Here is a 17,272-nt window from a genome sequence, read left to right as displayed (position 1 = left end):
CGGTGGGCGCGAACCATCAGACGACACCGGTCTGGACTTGGTTCACCGTCTGCTTTAGTTGGTCACATGTTCAACCACCACACCGTCCTGACGTCCGATGGCGCCCGCCTGGCTGCGTACGTTCGGCCGGGCGGCCGCGACGACGCGCCGACCGTTGTCCTCGCCCACGGCTGGACCAACACCCATCGGGTGTGGCACAAAGTGGTCGACGCCCTCGGCCCCGATCTGCGAATTGTGCTGTGGGATCAGCGCGGTCACGGCGATTCGACGCTGGCCGGGGGCACCCACCGCAGTCGTGGCGAGTCGATCGAGCGCCTTGGCGAGGACCTGCGCGAGGTGATCCGAGCGTTGGTCCCCGACGCCGCACCGCTGCTGCTCGCTGGTCATTCAATGGGCGGTATGACGGTTTTGGCGTATGTCGCCGAGGCCTCGCCCGCAGAACTGCAGCGCTTGCGCGGCGTCGTGCTCTGTTCGACGGCGGCCGCCGATCTGCGTGGGGCCGGCCTGCCCGGCGAGGCGCGCATCATGCGTACGTTGGCCCGTTTACCCACCCGCACCCGGATCGGTCGCTTGGTCCAGGAAAAGCGCCAGCGCGCCTACGTGTTCGGAAACGAGGCGTCGGCGGAGGATGTTTCGCTGACCACCGAGCTCACCGGCGGCACCCGCTTGGTGACCTACGGCGCGTTTTACGGCGCGATGATGCTCCACGACAAGACCGCGGCGCTGGCGAAGTTGGCCGAAACGCCCACCACGATCCTGGTTGGCACGCACGACAAGCTGACCCCGCGGGTGCTCGCCGGCCGGATGCACGACGCCCTGCCCAGCGCGCAATTGCAGGTTCTGGACGGGCGCGGCCACCTGGTTCCGCTGGAGGAGCCGTCCGCCGTGGTCGAGGCGATCAACACCCGGCTGTCGGCGCCACGGGTCAACTGACCCGATCGAAATAACTGGTCCGGTTTCACTTACCTCGAAATTTCGCGGTGGGTGAACCCGGACCAGTTATCTCAACTTCAGGCCAGGACCAGGCCGCCGTCGTTCTTGTCGACCGTGACCTGCGAACCGTCGCGCACCTCGCCGGCCAACAGCGCCTTCGCGAGCCGGTCGCCGATCTCCTTCTGCACCAAACGGCGCAGCGGACGGGCGCCGTACGCCGGGTCGTAGCCCTCATCGGCGAGCCAGGTTCGGGCGGCGTCGGTCACCGACAGGGTGATGCGGCGGTCCTTCAGCCGGTCGGCCAGCGAGGCGACCTGCAGGTCGACGATGTGGGCGAGGTCGGCCCTGCTCAGCGGGTCGAAGATCACCGTCTCGTCGAGCCGGTTCAGGAACTCCGGCTTGAACGAGGCGCGTACGGCGGTCATCACCGACTCCCGCTTCTGCTCCGGCGAGAGCGCCGGGTTGATCAGGAACTGCGACCCCAGGTTGCTGGTGAGCACCAAGATCACGTTGCGGAAATCGATCGTGCGGCCCTGACCGTCGGTCAGCCGCCCGTCGTCGAGCACCTGAAGAAGGATGTCGAACGTCTCCGGGTGGGCCTTCTCGACCTCGTCCAGCAACACGACGCTGTACGGACGACGACGTACGGCCTCGGTCAGCTGCCCGCCCTCTTCGTAGCCGATGTAGCCCGGAGGGGCACCGATCAGCCGGGCCACCGAGTGACGCTCGGAGTATTCGGACATGTCGATGCGCACCATCGCGCGTTCGTCGTCGAACAGGAAGTCGGCCAACGACTTCGCCAGCTCGGTCTTGCCCACACCCGTCGGGCCGAGGAACAGGAACGAACCGGTGGGCCGGTTGGGGTCGGCGATTCCGGCCCGCGATCGGCGTACGGCGTCGGAGACGGCCTCGACGGCGGCGGTCTGACCGATCAACCGCTCGCCGATGAAGTCCTCCATCCGCAGCAGCTTCTCGGTCTCGCCTTCCAGCAGCCGGCCGGCCGGAATCCCGGTCCAGGCGCTGATCACGTCGGCGATGTCGTCTGCGCCGACCTCGTCCTTGACCATCGGGCCGGCTCCCCCGGCGGTGCTGGAGGTGGCCTCGGCAGCCTGGGCTTCCTCGAGCTGTCGCTCCAACGCAGGCAGGTCACCGTAGTTGATCCGGGACGCGCCACCGAGGTCACCTTCGCGCGCCAATTTGTCTGCCTGAGTCCGCAATTCGTCGATCTGCGCCTTCAGGTCACCGACCTTGTTGAGCGAGTTCTTCTCGGCGTCCCAGCGCGCGTTCAACGCGGCCAACTGCTCCTGCTTGTCGGCCAAGTCGGAGCGAAGTCGGGCCAACCGGTCCTTTGACGCGTCGTCGGTCTCGTTCTGCAGGTGCAGCTCTTCCATCTTCAACCGGTCGACCGCTCGGCGCAGTTCGTCGATCTCGACGGGGCTGGAGTCGATTTCCATCCGCAGGCGCGAGGCGGCCTCGTCGATCAGGTCGATCGCCTTGTCCGGCAGCTGGCGGCTGGTGATGTAGCGGTCCGACAGCGACGCCGCGGCAACCAACGCGGAGTCGGCAATGGCCACCTTGTGGTGGGCTTCGTAGCGCTCCTTCAGTCCGCGCAGGATGGCGATCGTGTCTTCGACCGAGGGCTCACCGACGTAGACCTGCTGGAACCGACGCTCCAGAGCGGGGTCCTTCTCGATGTGCTCGCGATATTCGTCGAGCGTGGTGGCGCCGACCAGGCGCAGTTCACCGCGGGCCAGCATCGGTTTGAGCATGTTGCCCGCGTCCATCGCGCTGTCGCCAGACGCACCAGCGCCGACAACGGTGTGCAGTTCGTCGATGAAGGTGACGACCTGACCGCCGGAGTTCTTGATCTCCTCCAGCACCGCCTTGAGGCGCTCTTCGAACTCGCCGCGGAACTTGGCACCGGCGATCATGGCGCCGAGGTCGAGGCTGATCAATCGCTTGTCCCGCAACGATTCCGGAACGTCGCCGGCCACGATGCGCTGAGCAAGACCCTCGACCACGGCGGTCTTGCCGACGCCGGGTTCGCCGATCAACACCGGGTTGTTCTTCGTACGGCGGGAAAGCACCTGAATGACGCGACGAATCTCGGAGTCTCGACCGATGACCGGGTCGAGCTTGCCCTCGCGGGCGACCGCGGTGAGGTCGGTGCCGTACTTCTCCAGCGCGTCGAACTGGCCCTCCGGCTCCGGGCCGGTGACCTTCGCGCCGCCACGGGTGGTCGGAATCGCCGTGGCGATCGCGTCGGCGTCGAGGCTGAACTGGCCGGTGCGGGCCAACGCCAGCAACAGGTGGTCGGTCGAGACGAAGGTGTCGCCCATCGCGGTCATCGCCTGACGCGCTTGTTCCAGCACGTTCGCCAACGAACGCGACATCGAGGGCTGCCCGACCGACGAACCCGCGGCCGCCGGAAGACTGGAAAGTACTTGCGCGGCAACGCCCTTGACAGCGCCAATCGTGGTGCCGACCGCTTCCAGCAGGGGCGCGGTCGTGGTTTCGGTCTGCTCGGTGAGGGCGGCCAGGAGGTGGGCGGGCTCGACCTGCGGGTTGCCGGCCGTGATGGCCGCCCTGGTCGCAGCGGACAGCGCTTCCTGCGCCTTCGTGGTCAACTGAAGATCCACCGGTGAAGTCTCCTTGTTCGTCGATGCATGTCTGGTGGCACGCCGCGCGAGTTCCAACCTACGCGCGGTGAGCCGGCTACCGATGTCAACTCGTTCAAGGTTGAGCGTATTCCGCTCAACCTTGACCCACTGCCGCGGTTCGCGACCGTTCCGGTCGCCCTCAGCGCAGGTGCTGGCCCAAGAAAGCGAACTGATCGGCGAACCGGTCTGCGACGAAGTCGTAGCTGTGCCCGCCCGACTCGACGCCACCCGCTGGTGACGTCTTGAACTTCGATCGAAACCGGCGTACGGCGGGGCGAAACGGATCCTTGTCGCCCACATCGATACGCAACGGAATCCGTTGCAACACGGCAGTTCTCGTGAAGAGGTCGTGGGCTGCGAAGTCGGCAGCCGAGTCGTAGGCGACCGCCGGGGTGTCGCCGTAGCGGTCCCAGAGTGCCGGAGCGACCACGGCAACTGCCGCGACGATCGAGGGTCGCGCAGTGGCGAGCAGCATCGCCCCGTAGCCGCCCATCGAGAAGCCGTGCAAACCGATCTTGCGAATGTTCAACCCCCGCTGGCGCAGGACCGGGAGGAGTTCGTCGAGCACCATCGCACCGGCGTCGCTGCCGTCGGAGCGGCGGTGGTAGTAGGACTTCGGACCACCATCGACGGTGACATAGGCGAAGGGTGCGGCGCCGGCGCGTACCGCGTCGTTGAGTCGGCCGGGGAAGCCCAGATCCATCAGGCTGCGCGCGTCACCGCCGAGACCGTGCAGCCCGACCACCACCGGGAGGCCGGTCGTGGGGTGCCCGGCGGGGGTTGCGACGCGGAAGTTCACCCGGCTGCGCCGCTGCGCGGAGTGGAACGAGCCAGTGCTGACGCCGCCGGCGGGAACAGCGGACTTCGTCGACGTTTTGGTCGAGGGCCCCGAGGAAGACCTCGCGGGCGTCCGCGGCGTCGCGCCCCCGCAACCCGCCAGCGTCGTGGCGCCAATCAGCAGCGCGGCGCGACGGGACGGGCGAACGCTCAACCCCGACCGCGTACGTCGTCGTCGACCCAGCCGTCACGCTCGCCGCAGATCTGTTCGAACCGTTCGGTGAGCGCCTTCCCAACGGCCGAGGTGGGGTCGTCGATGGTCGGAACATTCACGTGGACTGCCCAGTCGTGGGCTTCGGAGTCGTCCTCACCAGCGAGGGCCTCGCGGATGACACGGACGCCGTCGAACTCGTCACGCAGTTCCTCGGCCACTTCCTCGGCATCGTCACGTTCAGGAAAAACCAGGAGGTATTCGGTCACGGGTCCAGCCTGCCATTCAGGGCCCAAACTTCCCTTGCCCGTCACCTGCGTGTTGCTTCCAACCTCTAGCGTCCGCAGCGATGGGACGGCGATTCGTGGCGATCGGGGACTCCTTCACTGAAGGGGTGGGTGACCCGAACATCCTCTACCCCAACGGTGTTCGCGGCTGGGCTGACCGCATGGCGCGGCAACTGGGCCGGCATGACGATCGATGGCGCTATGCCAACCTGGCGATCCGCAGCAAATTGCTGGACGAGGTCGTCGAGGAGCAGCTCGCCCCCGCATTGGCCCTGCGGCCGACCCTCGCCTCGTTTTACGCGGGCGGCAACGACATCCTCTCGCTGCGGGTCGACATGTTCGCGGTCATGGAACGCTACGAAGCGGCCTTGCGCGAGTTGGTCGCGCATGTCGAGGACGTGGTCGTGTTCACGACCTTCGACTCCACCACGTCACCGGTGTTGGAGCCTGTTCGGCGACGGATCCTGTTCTACAACAACGCCGTCCGCGAGCTGTCGACGGCGTACGGCGCGATCCTGGTCGACCACACTCGCCTCGGCGCCTTCCGCGACCGGCGGATGTGGAGTCCCGATCGGATCCACATGGCGCGGCCCGGCCACAAGGTGCTGGCCGCCGAAGTGTTGAAGACCCTCGGCATCCCGCACACCCTGAAGGTGCCCGAGCTACCGCCTTTCGAACAGCGCCCCTGGCGCGAGACCGTACGCGCCGAGAGTTCCTGGGTTCGCCATGAGGTGATCCCGCTCTTCCAGCGCCGAATGAAGGGCGTCCGGGAGGGCGACTCGCTCACCCCGAAGTGGCCGGAGTTGGTTCGGCCGTCCGACGGGATGAAACGTCTGGCGCGCGGGCGCAGCGGCGACGCGCAGCTGGTCCACGAACGCTCCCTACAGCCGTAGTAAAGGAATTTGGTCGTTATAGCGACCGTGTTCCGCCCTGCTGCGCGAGGAACTCATCGACTTCCGCGCGGGTGGGTGCCGTCGCGGGACCGCGCCGGGTCACCTTGATCGCCCCGCCGGCGTTGGCCCGTCGGGCCGCGACGATCCAGTCGGTTCCGGCCACGATCTCGCCGCAAAGGACCCCGGTGTGAGCGTCGCCCGCGCCGTTGGTGTCGACCGGCTCCTGCGGAAACCCAGCGACGTACGAGGTCGAGCCGTCGGCATGAACCCAACACCCCAGCGGTCCGTCGCGGACGATCGAGACCGCGCCCGGTGGAAGCAGGGCGGCCACCGCACCACAGGCTGCGCGCGGATCGATGACCCCGCTGAGCCCGGTCGCCTCCTCGGCGTTGGAGGTCCAGACCGTCGTCAGGCGCAGAACGTGGTCGCGCAAATCCGGCGTAAGCGCGGCGAAAACCGCTCCGGGATCGAGCACCACGTCAACACCAGACGGGAGCGAGTCCAGCCAGGTAAGCAACGGCTCACGGGTGGGTCCGAGCAGGGCATAGCCCGAGACGCAGACCAGATCACCCGGCTGCGGGTCGGAGGTTTGCAACGACTCCGGACTGATCCGACGCTCAGCCCCGGCGGCAGTCACGAAGGTGCGCTCGGCGCTTGGCTCGACCAGAACGACACAGATCGCGGTGTCCTCGTTCTGCACCGGGTCGGCCGACACAGTCACGCCCTCGTCCTGCAGAGCCGAACGAATGAGGTCGCCGTTCGGGCCGGTGCCGTGGGCACCGGCAAGCACAGCTGCCGCACCCGTACGAGCCGCCGCGACAAGGATGTTCACCGCGCCACCGGCGTATCGCTGCTCGGCGGTAGCCATGACGTTGCCACCTCGGGAGGGGAGATTCGGCACCTCGGTGACGAGGTCGACGAGGGCTTGACCGGTGTGAATCACCCGACGGTTGGCAGTCATGGCCGCCACCTTGCCACGCCGCAGGTGCCAGAGGTGGCCCGTTTCGGCGTCTCGCAAGCAGCCCTTCCCGCACCTTCGCGGGTCGCCGGCGCTTCAATGGACCCATGGCAGACAAAGTCGCAGAACAGTTGGTCGCCCAGATGCTCGAAGCCGGCATTCGCCGGATTTACGGAATCGTGGGCGACAGCCTCAATCCGATCGTCGACGCCGTTCGCCGCACCGGCGGGTCCGCCCGCGGTGGCATCGACTGGATCCACGTACGGCACGAAGAAGCTGCCGCATTCGCGGCCGGCGCCGACGCGGAACTGACCGGCGAGCTGGTGGCCTGCGCGGGATCCTGCGGCCCCGGCAACCTGCACCTCATCAATGGGCTCTACGACGCCAACCGCAACCACGCGCCAGTGCTGGCCATCGCCAGCCATATTCCGAGTGTGCAAATCGGTCAGGGCTACTTCCAGGAGACCCATCCCGACCGCATCTTCAACGAATGCTCGGTCTACTCCGAGATGATCTCCACCGCCCAACAGGCGCCGCGCGTCATGGCGGCTGCCCTGCGCCACGCGGTCTCCGCGCCGGGCGTTGCGGTTGTGACCCTGCCCGGTGACATCGCCGACGAGCCCGTCGCCGCGCCGGCCCCGAAGTTCGTGCCAGTGCCGCGAGCCGAACTGGTGCCCTCCAACGAGACTGTGCGCGCCCTCGCCGACGCGATCAACCGGGCCGAGAAGGTCGCGATCTTCGCCGGCGCCGGAACCGCTGGCGAACACGCCGCGGTCGTCGAACTCTCCGACCTGATCGGGGCGCCGATCGGGCACTCGCTACGCGGCAAGGAACACATCCAGTTCGACAACCCGTACGACGTCGGCATGACCGGTCTGCTGGGCTATGGCGCCGCGGCCGCCGGCATGGACGACGCCGACCTGCTCCTGATGCTCGGCACCGACTTCCCTTACGACCAATTCCTGCCCGATGTGGTCACCGCCCAGGTGGATCGCGACGCGAGCATCATCGGACGGCGTACGTCGGTGGATCTGCCGGTGCACGGCGACGTCGGCGCGACCCTGCGCGCGCTGATCCCGCTGCTTGAGCGCAAGAAGAACCGCAAGTTCCTGGAGAAGACGCTCAAGCGCCACGATGACCTCATGAACAAGGCGGTCGGCGCCTACACCCGCAAGGTGGAGAACAAGCGGCCGATCCACCCCGAATACGCCGCGTCAGTTCTAGACCAGGTGGCGGCGAAGGATGCGATCTTCACCGCCGACACCGGGATGTGCAACGTGTGGAGTGCGCGCTACATCAACCCGCTCGGCACCCGCCGGTTGATCGGCTCGTTCCTGCACGGCTCGATGGCCAACGCGCTGCCGCACGCGATCGGTGCGCAGTTCGCCTATCCGGACCGTCAGGTGATCTCTATGTCCGGCGATGGCGGGCTGTCGATGCTGCTCGGCGAGCTGATCACGGCCGCCACCCACAAGCTGCCGATCAACGTCGTGGTCTTCAACAACTCGACCCTCGGGATGGTGAAGCTGGAGATGCTGGTCGACTCACTGCCCGACTTCGGAGTCGATGTTCCGCCGGTCAACTACGCCGCGGTGGCCGCCGCGCTGGGGTGGCACGCCGTACGGGTGGAGGATCCGACGCAGCTCGAGGCCGCCTATCGGGAGGCATTCGCCCACCCTGGACCGTCGCTGATCGACGTGGTCACCGACCCGCTCGCGCTCTCTGTGCCGCCGAAGATCAAGTCGGCTCAGGTGTTCGGGTTCGCCACGGCGATGAGCAAGATTGTGTTGAACGGCGGTGCGGGAGAAGCGGTTTCGATGGCGCGGTCGAATTTGCGAAACTTCCCCCGCTGACCACCTGCCGTCGTCGGCGAACAAGGACCGCAGACAGAAGTGGCCCGTCCGATCGGACGGGCCATTTCTTGTCTCCTGCGGTCAGCGCTGCGGGCGCCACACGACCAGCGAGCTGCCCGGCGCCCGGCGCGGCATCCGTTCGCCCGGCCGCAACGCCACGATCTGGCCGTCACGCCCGGCCGCGAACACCCGGCCACCGGCCGCTTGTCGCAACTGCGCCTGCAACTCACCCACACGGGCCTGCAACGCGTCGACCTGCGACTCCAACTGCATGATCCGCGCGATCCCAGCCAGGCTGACGCCCTCCTCCTGGGAGAGGCGCTGCACCTCGCGCAGGGTCTCGATGTCATGCGCGCTGTAGCGGCGCCCGCCACCTCTGGTACGAGAGGGGGTCACGATGCCGAGGCGGTCGTACTGACGCAGTGTTTGAGCGTGCATCCCGGCCAATTGGGCTGCGACCGAGATGACATAGACCGGCGTGTCCTCGTCGTGCACGCCGCCCGGAATCATTGCGCGGCCTTGCTCACCAGGTCAGCGCGCGGGTCGGCTTGCTCGGCCGCGATGGTCGCGACGGCCGCTTTCGCGTCGTCGGACAGTGCGGTCGGAACCACAACCTGGACCTTGGCCAGCAAGTCGCCAGCACCGGCGCGGGCCGGCACCCCGCGACCCTTGATTCGCAGCACCCGCCCGGAGGGGGTGCCCGCTGCGACCTTCACCTTGACGCTCTTGCCGTCGAGGGTCGGAACGCTGACCGTCGCGCCGAGGGTCGCCTCGGCGAAGGTCACCGGCAGGTCGATCGTGAGGTTGTTACCCTCGCGGCCGAACACCGGGTGTTTAGCCACCGAGACCTCCAACAACAGGTCGCCGTTGCCGCCCGGCCCCGGCTCGCCCTTGCCGGCCAGGCGGATCGTTTGACCGTCCTTGACGCCCGCGGGAATGCGCGTCTTGAGCGTGCGGCCACCACCGGCGTTGAGCGTGAGGGTGTCACCCTCAACCGCCTGCCGGAAGGTCAACGTCGTACGGGCGCGGGTGTCAGCCCCGGTCGCTCGACCGAATCCGCCACCGCCGTAAGGAGATTGGCCGCCGAAGCCGCCACCGAACTGGCCCAGGATGTCCTCCAGGTTGAACGTCTGACCGCCGCCACCGGCGCCGGTGAAACCGCCACCGCCGGCCCCACCGAAGGTGGAAAAGAGGTCCTCGAAGCCGCCGTTGCCACCCGAACCGCCACCAAACCGGGCGCCGCCGCCAACCATTGCGCGCAACTGGTCGTATTCCTGGCGCGACTTCGGGTCGGCCAAGACCTGGTGGGCCTCGCCGATGTCTTTGAAGGTCTGCTCGGCCGCCGCGTCACCCGGGTTCTGATCGGGATGCCACTTGCGGGCCAGCTTGCGATAGGCCTTCTTGATGTCGGCCTCGGATGCGTCCTGTGGGACACCGAGGATGTTGTAGAAGTCCTTGTCCAGCCAGTCCTGACTCGCCATGCTCTCTCCTTGCCCTGCTCACCGGACGAACCACGCCTGATCAAATCGTCGCACCAGGCGTGGTTCGTCCGGGAACGAGGAATTACTGGGGGTCGGCCACCGAGACGCGCGCCGGGCGCACGACCCGCTCACCAATCTTGTAGCCGGGCTGCATGACTTGTACGACGGTGGTCGCCGTCGCGTCTTGTGGCAACTCGGCCTGCACGTGCATGAGCGCCTCGTGGTGGTTCGGGTCGAACTCGTCGCCCGCCTCACCAAAACTGCTCAAGCCGTATTTGGCCAGTACGCCGTCGAGCTTGTCGGCGATCTTCGCGAACGGGGTTCCGTCAGCGAGGTCGCCGTGTTGGCGAGCCAGGTGAATCTCGTCGAGCACCGGCAGCAGCGATTCGACGAACCCAACCAGGGCAATTCCCTTGGCGGCTTCGCGGTCGCGGTCGACGCGGCGCTTGTAGTTGACGTATTCGGCCTGAACCCGCTGCAGGTCCGAGAGCCGTTCGGCCGCGAGCGCGGTGTCGGGGTGGACCTCCGGCTCCTGCGGTTCGGCGACCGGAACCTGCTGCGCGTCGTCGTTGACCGACTCCGTCGTCTGGTCGTCGTTGCCCGACTCCGTCGCCTGGTCGTCGTTGACCGACTCCGTCGCCTGGTCGTCGTTGCCGGGCAGGTCCTCGCCGACCGAACCGGCAAAGCCGCTGTCACTGCCGGGGGTTTCCTGTCCGGCTGGTGTGTCATCGGTCATCGGGAACTCCTTCGCGTCGTCGGTGCGCAGTCGACCTGTCTGCGGATCGATTCTCCGCTTGTCGCGGATCACCGGCCCGGTGGGCTCCTGCGCGGAGCCCACCGGCTGGTGATCGGTCACTTGTTGTCCGACTCGTCGTCAACGACTTCAGCGTCAACGACGTCGTCGCCGGACTGCTCGGCCTTCGGAGCCTCGCCCTCGGCGGTCGCGCCGTCGGCACCTTCGGCGCCGGCTGCGTACATCGCCGCACCCATCTTCTGCGAAGCATCGGACAGCGTCTTGCTCTTGGCTTCGAGGTCCTCCTGGGAGGTGGTCTCGTCCTTGAGCGCTGCCTTCAGGTCATCGAGCGCGGTCTGGACCTCGGACTTGGTGTCGTCCGGGATCTTGTCGCTGTTGTCGCCCAAGAACTTCTCGGTCGAGTAGACGAGGCCTTCGGCGGTGTTGCGCGCCTCGGTCGCCTCGCGCCGCTTGGCGTCCTCGGCAGCGTGCTCCTCGGCTTCCTTGATCATCCGCTCGATGTCGTCCTTGGACAACGCCGAACCACCGGTGATCTGGATCCGGGCTTCCTTGCCCGTTCCGCGGTCCTTGGCGGACACGTGGACGATGCCGTTGGCGTCGATGTCGAAGGTGACCTCGATCTGCGGCACGCCGCGCGGGGCGGGCGCGATGCCGGACAGTTCGAAGTTGCCCAGCGGCTTGTTCATCTTGGCCACTTCGCGCTCACCCTGGAACACCTGGATGTCGACCGACGGCTGATTGTCCTCCGCCGTCGAGAAGACCTCGGTCCGCTTGGTCGGGATCGCGGAGTTGCGCTCGATCAGCTTGGTGAACAGACCACCCTTGGTCTCGATGCCCAGCGACAGCGGGGTCACGTCGATCAGCAGGACGTCCTTGCGCTCACCCTTGAGAACGCCAGCCTGCAGCGCAGCTCCGACCGCAACGACCTCGTCGGGGTTGACGCCCTTGTTGGGCTCCTTGCCGCCGGTCAGTTCCTTGACGACCTCGGCGACCGCGGGCATACGGGTGGAGCCACCGACCAGCACGATGTGGTCGATGTCGCCGACCTTCACACCGGCGTCCTTGATGACGTTGTTGAAGGGCGCCTTTGTGCGCTCCAACAGATCCTTGGTCATCTGCTCGAACTGCGCGCGGGTGATGGTCTCGTCCAGGTGGATCGGGCCGTTCTCACCCATGCTGAGGTACTGCAGCGACAGGTTGGTGCTGGTCGAGGAGGAGAGTTCCTTCTTGGCCTGCTCCGCCGCGTCACGCAGACGCTGCATCGCGATCTTGTCCTTGGCCAGGTCAACACCGGTCTGGTTCTTGACGGTGGTCAGCAGGTGCTCGACGATCCGCTGGTCCCAGTCGTCACCACCGAGCTTGTTGTCACCGCTGGTCGCGCGGACCTGAATGGTCGAGAAACCGTCCTCCGGGTCCTTGCCAACCTCGAGGAGCGAGACGTCGAAGGTTCCGCCACCGAGGTCGAAAACGAGGATGAGTTCGTCTTCCTTGCCCTTGTCGAGGCCGTACGCCAGCGCCGCCGCGGTCGGCTCGTTGACGATGCGCAGGACGTTCAGACCGGCGATCTCACCGGCTTCCTTGGTGGCCTGACGCTCGGCGTCGTCGAAGTAGGCGGGGACGGTGATAACCGCGTCGGTGACGTCTTCGCCGAGGTAGGACTCGGCGTCGCGCTTCAGCTTCATCAGGATGCGGGCCGAGATCTCCTGCGGGGTGTACTTCTTCCCGTCGATCTCGGTGTTCCAGTCGGTGCCCATGTGGCGCTTGACCGAGCGGATGGTGCGGTCGACGTTGGTGACCGCCTGTCGCTTGGCGATCTCACCGACGAGAACGTCGTTGTTCTTGGCGAACGCGACGACCGACGGGGTGGTGCGTCCGCCTTCGGCGTTCGCGATGATTTCCGAGTCGTTGCCCTCCAGGACAGCGACGGCGGAGTTGGTGGTGCCGAGGTCGATACCTACCGCACGAGCCATGGTTGATCTCCTTTTCATCGGATGTTGTCCGAGTTCGATTGACTACAGCCGACTCAACTCTCCACGTCGTACGGTGTCAAGCTGGCGCTCTGCAATCTTGCGTCTGGTTGACTCAACTCTTGGGTCTGAGAATTCATTCCCGGCCCGCAACGGCGGTGTCGCTGCACTTCTTGTGGGTTCCTGATTAAAGTGACAATTTCCCGGTTTCGTGCCAACGGCGTGTCAACGTTCCTGGTTTCGTGTCAACGGGTGCAGGCTCGAGGTCGTGGACCTGAGCAGGTTCGGGGTGCGATTTCTTCGTCGCGATGGCGCCGAGGTGATCGTGTCGTCGCTTGATCGAGTGAGCGGCGCGGATCTCACGGACGTGGATGCGGTTCGTCTGCCCCCGTCACATGCTGGTCAGCGGCATTACCCGGGAGTGTTCTGGTCGGCAACGACTGGTCACTCTTTGGTGTACGAGAGTCTGCTGGAGTTGGAGAGGCTCTGGCTCGCGGACTTCGACCAGGACGTCGTCGGGATCGCCGCGCAGCCGATGCATCTGACCGGCTTGGACGGAGCAGTGGTGCGCCGACGCGTGCCCGACCTGTTCCTGACGCATGTTGACGGCACTTGCACGGTAGTCGACGTCAAGGCGGCGAAACGGCTCGCGCGACCAGAGGTCCAGGAGCAGTTCGCCTGGACCTCTGACCTTTGCCAGGCGAAGGGGTGGCGGTACGAAGTGTTCACCGGCGCGCCCAACTTGCTGATGCGCAACATTCGGATGGTCGCGGCCGGTCGGCACGCATTCGCGTGCACCCCCTCGTGTCTGGAAGCTGTCACCATGCTCGTGACGGAGCCCACCAGGTGGGACCGGGTGGAGAGTGACGCAGCTGAGCGTGGGTTGTCGCAAGCAGATGTGCGGCCGGCGCTGTTCAGATTGTTGTGGACCGGGGTCCTGACAGCAGATCTGTCGCGCCCATTATCTGGCCGGACTCTGGCTGGCCAATTCGCCGACCAAGGCCTATTGGACGAGATCCACCTACAGCTGGCTCCTGTGACGCTCGGGCACGGTGCCCCGCTGTTGCCGCGGCAACTCCTGGCATCGAATCTGAGCCTTACCGCAGTGGATCGTGACGGACAGTTCGTTCACCTCATCTACCGGGTCACGACGACGGCATCCGGTTCCAGTTGAGGATCGGCACGCGGAGCGTGCCACAAGACGATCCTCAAGTGAGACGCGAGGGGCAAGGTTGTGTCAGGTGTGGATGGCCGGCGCATCCACCCAGATCATGAGTGTGGGGTACTGGGTGTGATGTCCCTGATCGTGCATTTCCCCTTGGACGGGGCGTCCATGGTCAGCCCTTCGACTGTGGTGGTCGCACCGGGCGCGAGATTCTCCGCGATCGCATCTGCGGTGCTGGTTGGCTGGCCCGCGGCCTTGACGTCGATGTTGATGACGTAGGTATGCGCCGCCGAGGAGGTGTTAGTGAGCTTGACGAGAGCGCGGAAGGTCATCGCGTTCTTGGGGGCACAGGTCGTGACCGTGGCCTTCGCCGTTCCACCGGCCGTCGGATCGTTGACGCGGGTAGCTGTTGCGGTCCTTGAGGTCGTCGGCTTCGAGGCAGCACTACCACTGGTGGCGGGTGCTGCGGTGGTGGTGGTGGTGCCGGTCGCCGCAGGCCCGGCACTGGCCGTGCTGCTCTGCCCGCCACCACCACTGGACCCGCACGCAGCGAGCAGCGCGACCGAAGGAATCACGAGCAAAGACCTGATGGGCAACGGCATAGAGGTACTCCTGCAGATTGTGGGCTAATTGGCGTCGGGGGTACTTTGTCAGACTCCGCCGCGCGTGCCGACGTCGGACACTCCGCGGCGCGGGACCCGCTCGGCATTCGACCGGTTCTTCACCCCCCCCCGGCGAGGAACCCAGGGCGAGGTGCCGAAAGCCCATCGTGTCACGGACGCTACCGATCTACGGCCGGCTGAGGTCGAGCGTGTAGTACCGCGTGATTCCGGACGTGTGGTGCAGGTTGAATCCGGCTCCTTCGTAGAGTCGGATGGCGTCGTGCTGGCGGTCGCTGGTGTCAAGGATGATCTGCTGGCAGCCATCGTGGGCAGCCGTTGCGATGGCGACATTGAGTAGCTGTCGGCCATGGCCACGCCCGCGATGCCCGGGATCAGGTACATGCGTTTCAGCGTGGCTACACCATTCTCTGGTGCAGTCAGAGCAGCCAGCCGATGACGGCTCGGTCGAAGCGGAGAAGCCACAGGTGCTGGTAATAGGCAGTCGGGTTCTCCAGGTCGGCGTCGAGCTCGGGATCGTAGCCGAACCCGAACTCGGCATGGACATTGTTGACCAGGTCAGCGAATGCCGGCTGATCCTGCGGGGTGTAGATCCCCACGGTCGGTTCACTCACCACGGCATCGTGACATCCGAGCACGAACACCCACCCTCGGACGTCCGCCAACGATCGACGTCCGGGTCACGCAGTTGTGCTGATGATGCAGAAAGGGGCTCCACTCGGATCGGCGAGTCGGCGTCGCGGCAGCCGCTGGTCGTCTCCAGTCGAGACGTCCGAGTCATCCGTGCGTAAGCGCTGTATTCGTTGCGGCCGAGGTGAGGGCGTCCCAGGCAGCCATCGCGCAGTAGATCACGGCTTCAAGGTCTTTTCGGGTAGCGCCATCGCGGGCTTGGACGGAGAGTCCTTGCACCACCGTCGCGTAGTAGCGAGCGACCGCCTCAACGACGTCGCCCGGAAGTGTGGGGTCACCGTCGGCGACACCCTGCCCGAGGCGCTCCTTGATGGCTGTGAATTGCGATCGTCGGATATCAGCCAGAAACTCTCTGACTTCGTGGTTCTCGACCGCGCCAGTGGGTGCGGCGAGGATCAGCATGCAGTAGTGCGGCGCGTCGGGACGGGTGATCTGGTCGATAGTGGCGTGGAGCATGGCCTCGACCGCGCCGCGGGCAGTCGGGTGCTCGATCAGCGCACGTTTGGGCGGCCCACCGTATGTCGTGCCGTAGCGCTCCATGACGAGGCGAAATAGGTCCGCCTTGCTCCCGAAGCAGGCGTAGATGCTGGCCGAGGCGATGCCCATCGTTTTGGCCAGAGCCCGATGGCTGTCGCCGGCGGCGACGGTCTGAGGATTTGGACAAGTTAATGGGAAGGCACTCGTCTCCCTAACTTGTCGCGCCGCAGGTCAGAGCACTGCGCAGGTGACAGTTCGCGCCGGAACGTACATCTCACCGAGCTCGGAATGCCGGTGGGTTGCCAGCTCAGACACCCACCCACTCGGTGTAGAACAGTCCGAGCCCGGCGGCCACGCAAACCCCGCAGATGATCCAGAACCGGATCGTGACGGTGACCTGCGGCCAGTCCAGCATCTCGAAGTGGTGGTGGATCGGGGTGATCTTGAACAAGCGCTTACCGACCCCGCCGTTGCGACGCTTCGTGGCCTTGAAATAGCTCATCTGAAGGATCACCGACATCGTCTCGAAGACGAACAGGCCGCCGAGGACGATCATCAGCAACTCGGTCCGAGTCATGATCGCCAGGCCGGCGAGCGCCGCCCCGAGACCCAGCGATCCGGTATCTCCCATGAAGATCTTGGCCGGGGAGGCGTTCCACCACAGGAAGCCGAAGCAGGCACCCATCACGCAGGCGGCCACCAGGGCTAGGTCAAGCGGATCCCGCACCACGTAGCACTTCGCCGCGCCGACGGGGTTGCAGTTCTGGTTGAACTGCCACACCCCGATCAGGACGTACGCCGCGAACACCATCGCGCATGCCCCCGCGGCTTGGCCGTCCAAGCCGTCGGTGAGGTTCACGCCGTTGCTGGCGCCGGCGATCATCACGTTCGCCCAGAGGACGAAGAGGATGATCCCGACCACGGTTCCGCCGAAGGCGAGGTTGATCCAGGTGTCTCGTACGAAAGAAATTCGGAACGACGCCGGGGCCACTCCGTTGCGCGAAAAGCGCATGGCCAGGACGGCGAAGGCGACTGCCACCGCGGTCTGCCCGACCAGCTTCTGCCGCGCGGTCAGCCCCAGCGACCGTTCGTGGGTGATCTTGGCCCAGTCGTCCAGGAATCCGACCAACCCGATGCCGCTCATCAGAAACAGAACGAGCAGACCGGAGACGGTCGGTGCGGTCCAGGTGAGCAGATGCGCCGCGGCGTAGCTGGCGACGGTGCCGCCAATGATCACCAGACCACCCATCTGTGGGGTGCCCTTCTTGGTGTGGTGGGTGGTGGGCCCGTCGTCCCGGACGAACTGGCCCCAGCCCCGGCGTTTGGCGATCTCGATGTAATAGCGGGTCCCGATCAGCACCACCAGCACCGACATGAGGGTGCCGATGGGGATCAGCTTCATCGGCGATGCCCCTGCCGGCAGCTGAATCTTGTGGATATGTCGCGCTGTCGCACGCCGACTGCTCCCTTTCGTGGGCATGAAGGCCGGCCGGACGCCGAGCACCGCACGCGAGCATGGCGGCGCTCGGGCTGGCTGGCCATGGGT

General features: G+C 66.1%; 17 protein-coding genes. 5 read left to right on the top strand and 12 right to left on the bottom strand.

Annotation, left to right across the window (positions count from 1 at the left end; translation table 11 throughout):
• Positions 1 to 66: 66 nt before the first annotated feature.
• Positions 67 to 933: an alpha/beta fold hydrolase gene (locus ACYU98_RS05140; RefSeq protein WP_460467118.1), complete on the top strand. Its 867-nt coding sequence runs from the start codon at positions 67 to 69 to the stop codon at positions 931 to 933.
• Between the two features lie 77 nt (positions 934 to 1,010).
• Here the strand turns inward: ACYU98_RS05140 and clpB are convergent, their stop codons facing one another.
• From clpB to ACYU98_RS05125, 3 genes are all read right to left on the bottom strand, one after another.
• Positions 1,011 to 3,572 carry an ATP-dependent chaperone ClpB gene (gene clpB / locus ACYU98_RS05135; RefSeq protein ID WP_460467117.1) on the bottom strand — a complete coding sequence of 854 codons (2,562 nt, stop codon included), beginning with the start codon at positions 3,570 to 3,572 and terminating at the stop codon, positions 1,011 to 1,013.
• 160 nt (positions 3,573 to 3,732) lie between these two features.
• Positions 3,733 to 4,584: an alpha/beta hydrolase gene (locus ACYU98_RS05130; protein ID WP_460467116.1), complete on the bottom strand. Its 852-nt coding sequence runs from the start codon at positions 4,582 to 4,584 to the stop codon at positions 3,733 to 3,735.
• Positions 4,581 to 4,850 (bottom strand): hypothetical protein, encoded by a 270-nt coding sequence (locus ACYU98_RS05125; RefSeq protein ID WP_460467115.1) that lies wholly within the window; start codon positions 4,848 to 4,850, stop codon positions 4,581 to 4,583. The genes ACYU98_RS05130 and ACYU98_RS05125 overlap by 4 nt, the downstream gene beginning before the upstream one ends.
• Positions 4,851 to 4,930: 80 nt before the next feature.
• Between ACYU98_RS05125 and ACYU98_RS05120 the strand changes: the two genes are divergently transcribed.
• The gene (locus tag ACYU98_RS05120) at positions 4,931 to 5,761 is read left to right on the top strand and encodes an SGNH/GDSL hydrolase family protein (RefSeq protein WP_460467114.1); all 831 of its coding nucleotides are present in this window, start codon (positions 4,931 to 4,933) and stop codon (positions 5,759 to 5,761) included.
• 16 nt (positions 5,762 to 5,777) lie between these two features.
• Here ACYU98_RS05120 and ACYU98_RS05115 read toward each other — a convergent pair whose 3' ends face one another.
• Complete coding sequence (locus ACYU98_RS05115) at positions 5,778 to 6,722, bottom strand: PfkB family carbohydrate kinase (RefSeq protein ID WP_460467113.1); 945 nt, start codon at positions 6,720 to 6,722, stop codon at positions 5,778 to 5,780.
• Positions 6,723 to 6,826: 104 nt separating this feature from the next.
• Here ACYU98_RS05115 and ACYU98_RS05110 point away from each other — a divergent pair, with 104 nt between their 5' ends.
• A complete protein-coding gene (locus ACYU98_RS05110) occupies positions 6,827 to 8,572 on the top strand; it encodes a pyruvate dehydrogenase (protein ID WP_460467112.1) in 1,746 nt (581 codons plus the stop codon).
• 81 nt (positions 8,573 to 8,653) lie between these two features.
• Here the strand turns inward: ACYU98_RS05110 and ACYU98_RS05105 are convergent, their stop codons facing one another.
• The 4 genes from ACYU98_RS05105 to dnaK all read right to left on the bottom strand — a co-directional run bounded on the left by ACYU98_RS05105 (position 8,654) and on the right by dnaK (position 12,777).
• Positions 8,654 to 9,082: a heat shock protein transcriptional repressor HspR gene (locus tag ACYU98_RS05105; protein WP_460467111.1), complete on the bottom strand. Its 429-nt coding sequence runs from the start codon at positions 9,080 to 9,082 to the stop codon at positions 8,654 to 8,656.
• Entirely contained in the window at positions 9,079 to 10,053 is a 975-nt protein-coding gene (locus tag ACYU98_RS05100; RefSeq protein WP_460467110.1) for a DnaJ C-terminal domain-containing protein, read from the bottom strand. The genes ACYU98_RS05105 and ACYU98_RS05100 overlap by 4 nt, the downstream gene beginning before the upstream one ends.
• Before the next feature lie 82 nt (positions 10,054 to 10,135).
• Positions 10,136 to 10,909, bottom strand: a complete 774-nt coding sequence (gene grpE / locus ACYU98_RS05095) for a nucleotide exchange factor GrpE (RefSeq protein WP_460467109.1) — start codon at positions 10,907 to 10,909, stop codon at positions 10,136 to 10,138.
• Entirely contained in the window at positions 10,906 to 12,777 is a 1,872-nt protein-coding gene (gene dnaK, locus ACYU98_RS05090; RefSeq protein WP_460467108.1) for a molecular chaperone DnaK, read from the bottom strand. Before dnaK ends, grpE begins: the two co-directional genes overlap by 4 nt.
• Positions 12,778 to 13,042: 265 nt before the next feature.
• On the opposite strand from dnaK, the gene ACYU98_RS05085 reads away from it, so the two are divergent.
• Entirely contained in the window at positions 13,043 to 13,948 is a 906-nt protein-coding gene (locus ACYU98_RS05085; RefSeq protein WP_460467107.1) for a TnsA-like heteromeric transposase endonuclease subunit, read from the top strand.
• Between the two features lie 294 nt (positions 13,949 to 14,242).
• Positions 14,243 to 14,569 (top strand): hypothetical protein, encoded by a 327-nt coding sequence (locus ACYU98_RS05080; RefSeq protein ID WP_460467106.1) that lies wholly within the window; start codon positions 14,243 to 14,245, stop codon positions 14,567 to 14,569.
• A gap of 159 nt (positions 14,570 to 14,728) precedes the next feature.
• Here ACYU98_RS05080 and ACYU98_RS05075 read toward each other — a convergent pair whose 3' ends face one another.
• From ACYU98_RS05075 to mraY, 4 genes are all read right to left on the bottom strand, one after another.
• Entirely contained in the window at positions 14,729 to 15,037 is a 309-nt protein-coding gene (locus ACYU98_RS05075; protein ID WP_460467413.1) for a GNAT family N-acetyltransferase, read from the bottom strand.
• Complete coding sequence (locus ACYU98_RS05070) at positions 14,979 to 15,173, bottom strand: hypothetical protein (RefSeq protein ID WP_460467424.1); 195 nt, start codon at positions 15,171 to 15,173, stop codon at positions 14,979 to 14,981. The genes ACYU98_RS05075 and ACYU98_RS05070 overlap by 59 nt, the downstream gene beginning before the upstream one ends.
• A 163-nt stretch (positions 15,174 to 15,336) precedes the next feature.
• Positions 15,337 to 15,855 (bottom strand): TetR/AcrR family transcriptional regulator, encoded by a 519-nt coding sequence (locus ACYU98_RS05065; RefSeq protein ID WP_460467105.1) that lies wholly within the window; start codon positions 15,853 to 15,855, stop codon positions 15,337 to 15,339.
• Positions 15,856 to 16,033: 178 nt separating this feature from the next.
• Entirely contained in the window at positions 16,034 to 17,128 is a 1,095-nt protein-coding gene (gene mraY / locus ACYU98_RS05060; protein ID WP_460467104.1) for a phospho-N-acetylmuramoyl-pentapeptide-transferase, read from the bottom strand.
• Positions 17,129 to 17,272: the final 144 nt, after the last annotated feature.

This window comes from Calidifontibacter terrae, assembly GCF_054778835.1.
The sequence above is the reverse complement of the archived record's forward strand: the minus strand, read 5'-3'. Positions and strand labels throughout refer to the sequence as shown.